The organism is Anaerophaga thermohalophila DSM 12881, assembly GCF_000191885.1.
GTDB classification, from domain to species: domain Bacteria; phylum Bacteroidota; class Bacteroidia; order Bacteroidales; family Marinilabiliaceae; genus Anaerophaga; species Anaerophaga thermohalophila.
The window spans coordinates 1-3,794 of sequence record NZ_AEWI01000199.1 but is presented as its reverse complement, the minus strand read 5'-3'; the positions used below and the strand labels follow the sequence as shown (position 1 = coordinate 3,794).

The window sequence follows — 3,794 nt, the reverse complement described above, 5'->3', positions numbered from 1 at the left end:
TATTAGGTTATTAGGTTATTAGGCTATTAGGCTATTAGGTTATTAGGTTATTAGGTTATTAGGCTATTAGGTTGTTAGGTTGTTAGGTTGTTAAATTGTTAGATTTTGCCTTAAAATCAGGGTGCCGGGGTAAAATCAAGTTGTCTTCTTTCGAGGTTAGCCCGGGCAATTTTTATTCGAACCGAATCTCCCAATTGATATTTGCGGTTTTTATGGCGCCCCACGAGGCAATAATTCTCCTCATCAAACTGGTAAAAATCATCATCAAGGTCACGGATGGGAACCATTCCTTCGCATTTGTTCTCGTCCAGTTCAACGTAAATGCCCCATTCGGTCACACCCGAAATAACGCCGTCAAATACCTCACCAACTCTGTCCTTCAAAAATTCCACCTGCTTATACTTAACAGAGGCACGCTCAGCATCGGCTGCTCTTATTTCCATTTTGGTGCTGTGATCGCATAGCTCTTCGTATTTTTCGGATGACACCGAACGCCCGCCATCAAGATATCGTTGCAGAAGCCGGTGTACCATCATGTCGGGATAACGTCTTATAGGCGAGGTAAAATGCGTGTAATACTTAAAACCAAGTCCATAATGGCCTATGTTATGCGTCGAATAAACAGCTTTCGACATGGTACGTATGGCCAGTGTTTCCACAATATTTTGATGCTTTTTCCCCTGAACCTCATCCAGAAGGCGATTCAGCGAGTGACCGATGGTTTCGTGCCCTTTAGGCATAGCTTCAAATCCAAGTTTTCTTACAAACTTGCTGAAAGTTTCATACTTTTCGGGATTAGGTTCGTCATGAATCCGGTAAACAAAAGTTTTGGCGTTTTTCCCTGGCGCTGAATTCTTACCGTCCAACTCATTTTGTCCAATAATTTCAGCCACCCGCCTGTTGGCCAGCAACATGAATTCCTCAATCAGCTTATTGGCTTCTTTGGCCTCTTTGAAGAAAACGCTTAACGGATTTCCATTTTCATCCAGCTCAAATTTCACTTCAACGCGTTCAAAATCAATAGAGCCCTTGCTAAACCGTTCCTTCCGGAGTTTTTGGGCCAAATCGTTCAGCACCTTCAACTCGCTGTTCAAATCTCCTTCCCCGGTTTCAATGACTGTCTGTGCCTCTTCATAAGTAAACCGCCTGTCGCTTCGAATGATAGTACGCCCAACCCAACTGTCAAGAACCCGGGCATCATTATCAAGCTCAAATACTGCCGAAAAGCAAAGCTTGTCCTCGTCGGGCCGCAAAGAGCACAATTCGTTACTCAACCGTTCGGGAAGCATAGGCACCACCCTGTCAACCAGGTAAACAGAAGTCGCCCGGTCTGCCGCTTCCTTATCGATAACAGTATTTGGATGAACATAGTGGGTGACATCGGCTATATGAATGCCCACTTCCCAATTCCCGTTTTTTAGTTTTCTGAGCGAGAGGGCATCATCAAAATCTTTGGCATCGGCCGGATCAATAGTAAAAGTGGTCACTTTTCGGAAATCCCGTCTTTTCTTTATCTCAGCTGCAGGAATCTTATCTTTAATCTTTTCGGCAGCAGCCACCACATTAGCCGGATATTTATACGGCAGATTAAACTCTGCAAGGATAGCGTGCATTTCGGTGTTGTTTTCACCGGGATTACCAAGAATATCGACAACCTTTCCGATAGGATTTTTGGCTCTCCCGGGCCACTCAGTAATACATACCACGGCCTTTTGTCCGTTTTTTCCACCCTTGAGATGTTCGGGAGGAATAAAAATGTCGTGATGCATAACACGCGAATCCGCGACAAGAAAAGCGAAGCCTTTGGAGACTTCGAGGGTACCGACAAAATGATCACGGCTGCGCTCAATAATCTCGACCACCTCACCTTCGGCCTGTTTCCTGGGCTTACGTGCATACTGAAGCACCTTAACCCGGTCGCCGTTCAGGGCATGTCCCAAATTACTCTGAGCTACAAAAATATCTTCATCTCCTTCATCTGGAACGATGTAAGCCGTACCCCGCGTGGTCATGTCTACAATACCCTCGACGTAAATTCCCGGCGCCATGAGCAACTTGAACCTGCCCGTAGATACTTCTTTCAGAAAGTTTTCTTCACTCAGTTCAAAAAGAAAGACTTCGATTTGCAGTCTTGTTTTTTTCTTTGTAATTCCCAAAGCTGCCGAAACCTGCTTGTAATTATACGTTTTATGCGGATTATTTTTGAATAAATTCTTTACTGATGAACGCAGATCACTTTTTTTAAATAATTCATTGTTTCGTTTTTTCTTTTTAGGCATAAGTTTTATTAATATAAAATTTGTTTTTAAGGTCAAACAGAACGAGTCCCGATTAATCGGGACTCGTTCCCGGATACCACTCTGAATCAATCGACCAAAATATACAATGTTTTGAATCTTTTATCAAACTCAAAGATAAGAATATCGACAACATTTGTAAAGTAGTCGATTAATTTGTTCGATAATTTTTGATTTCTTTGGAAGCTTTGTTTCGAATTATCAGTCCAACACGTAGAACCCCATTTTTTGAGGATGGTCGAGAACTTTCCGGTGCGCAGGGATTTTTTTCAGCATATTCAATGCCACTAAATCTCCTCCCGCTGCTATAATATAAATAAAGCCGTAGAGCCAGAACCCGAAAGAACCTGTAATAAGAGAAATCACAAACGGAACCACGCCAAGGACTATCAGAGGGAGCAATGCACCAACCCGGTAATACTGCACGCGCATAGGAGCTGTACAATGACAATAAGGTGTATAAGTGGACTTATCTATCCCGAATTTCACCGTTTTGTATCCTCCCCTGGCAAATGCTCCAAAGACCAGCGCATGTAGTAACTCATGCAACGGAACACCTACAACAACCATTAACAAAAAAAGAAGGAGACCATTTACAGACCAATGCAGGAACGGTTCAGTGCCGTGAATCACGAAAAACGGAATTCCTGTTGCAAACAGAACAGGAAGAATCATTCCTGCAGCCTTTTTGGCAGTTTCTTCTATGGTCAAAGATATTTCAGTCACTTTTAGCGAACAGTCATCAAACTCTAATCAGGGACAAAGTTAACTTCATTATTCAGTTTATGAAAGTAAAAGCTCCTTTACGGTAAACAAAAGAGCCAGCACCGCCAGCCAGTCGGGCATCAATAATCGTCGCCGCTTTTGCTTATCTTCCATCAAACAATACAACACCGGCAAAACCACAAGCGTCAAAAGTGTTGCAGTAACCAGTCCGCCGACAACGACAGTGGCCAAAGGACGCAACACTTCAGCACCGGTCCCGGTTGAAAATGCCACCGGCAAAAACCCAAAAGCAGCGGTTGCAGCTGTAAGAAGAACCGGCCTCAATCTTTGACGGGCCCCTTTGAGTATGCGCTCACGTAAATTGTTCATTCCCATTCTTTTTAATTCTGAATAATGCTCTATCAATACGATACCATTAAATACCGATATTCCGAACAACATAATAAAACCAACCCCGGCCGAAATAGAAAAAGGCATCCCCCGAATCCACAACAGCAACACCCCTCCGACAGCCGATAGGGGAATTGCAGAAAAAACCAGTATGGCAGACCGCATGTTCCCGAAGGCAAAATGAAGCATGATAAAGATCAGTATAAGTGCGATGGGAACCACTATCATCAACCGTTTCCGCGCACTATTAAGATTCTCAAACTGTCCTCCGTATTCAACGTAATAACCGGGAAGCAAATCGACTTCTTCGCTGATCAGCCTTCTGGCATCCTCAACCACTTCTTACCGTCCAACTCATTTTGTCCAATAATTTCAGCCACC

The 3,794-nt window shown here is 43.5% G+C and carries 3 protein-coding genes; all 3 read right to left on the bottom strand.

What is annotated here, in order from left to right:
• Positions 1-116: 116 nt before the first annotated feature.
• The 3 genes from rnr to ATH1_RS0117660 all read right to left on the bottom strand — a co-directional run bounded on the left by rnr (position 117) and on the right by ATH1_RS0117660 (position 3,752).
• Positions 117-2,279 (bottom strand): ribonuclease R, encoded by a 2,163-nt coding sequence (gene rnr / locus ATH1_RS0117670; protein WP_010421832.1) that lies wholly within the window; start codon positions 2,277-2,279, stop codon positions 117-119.
• Positions 2,280-2,498: 219 nt separating this feature from the next.
• Positions 2,499-3,023: a DUF3267 domain-containing protein gene (locus tag ATH1_RS0117665; RefSeq protein ID WP_010421833.1), complete on the bottom strand. Its 525-nt coding sequence runs from the start codon at positions 3,021-3,023 to the stop codon at positions 2,499-2,501.
• Positions 3,024-3,080: 57 nt separating this feature from the next.
• Entirely contained in the window at positions 3,081-3,752 is a 672-nt protein-coding gene (locus ATH1_RS0117660) for an efflux RND transporter permease subunit (protein ID WP_010424971.1), read from the bottom strand.
• Positions 3,753-3,794 lie beyond the last annotated feature (42 nt).

Bases quoted from the DNA above. Each gene is read 5' to 3' on its own strand.
- rnr (WP_010421832.1), bottom strand. From the start codon at position 2,279: ATGCCTAAAAAGAAAAAACGAAACAATGAATTATTTAAAAAAAGTGAT.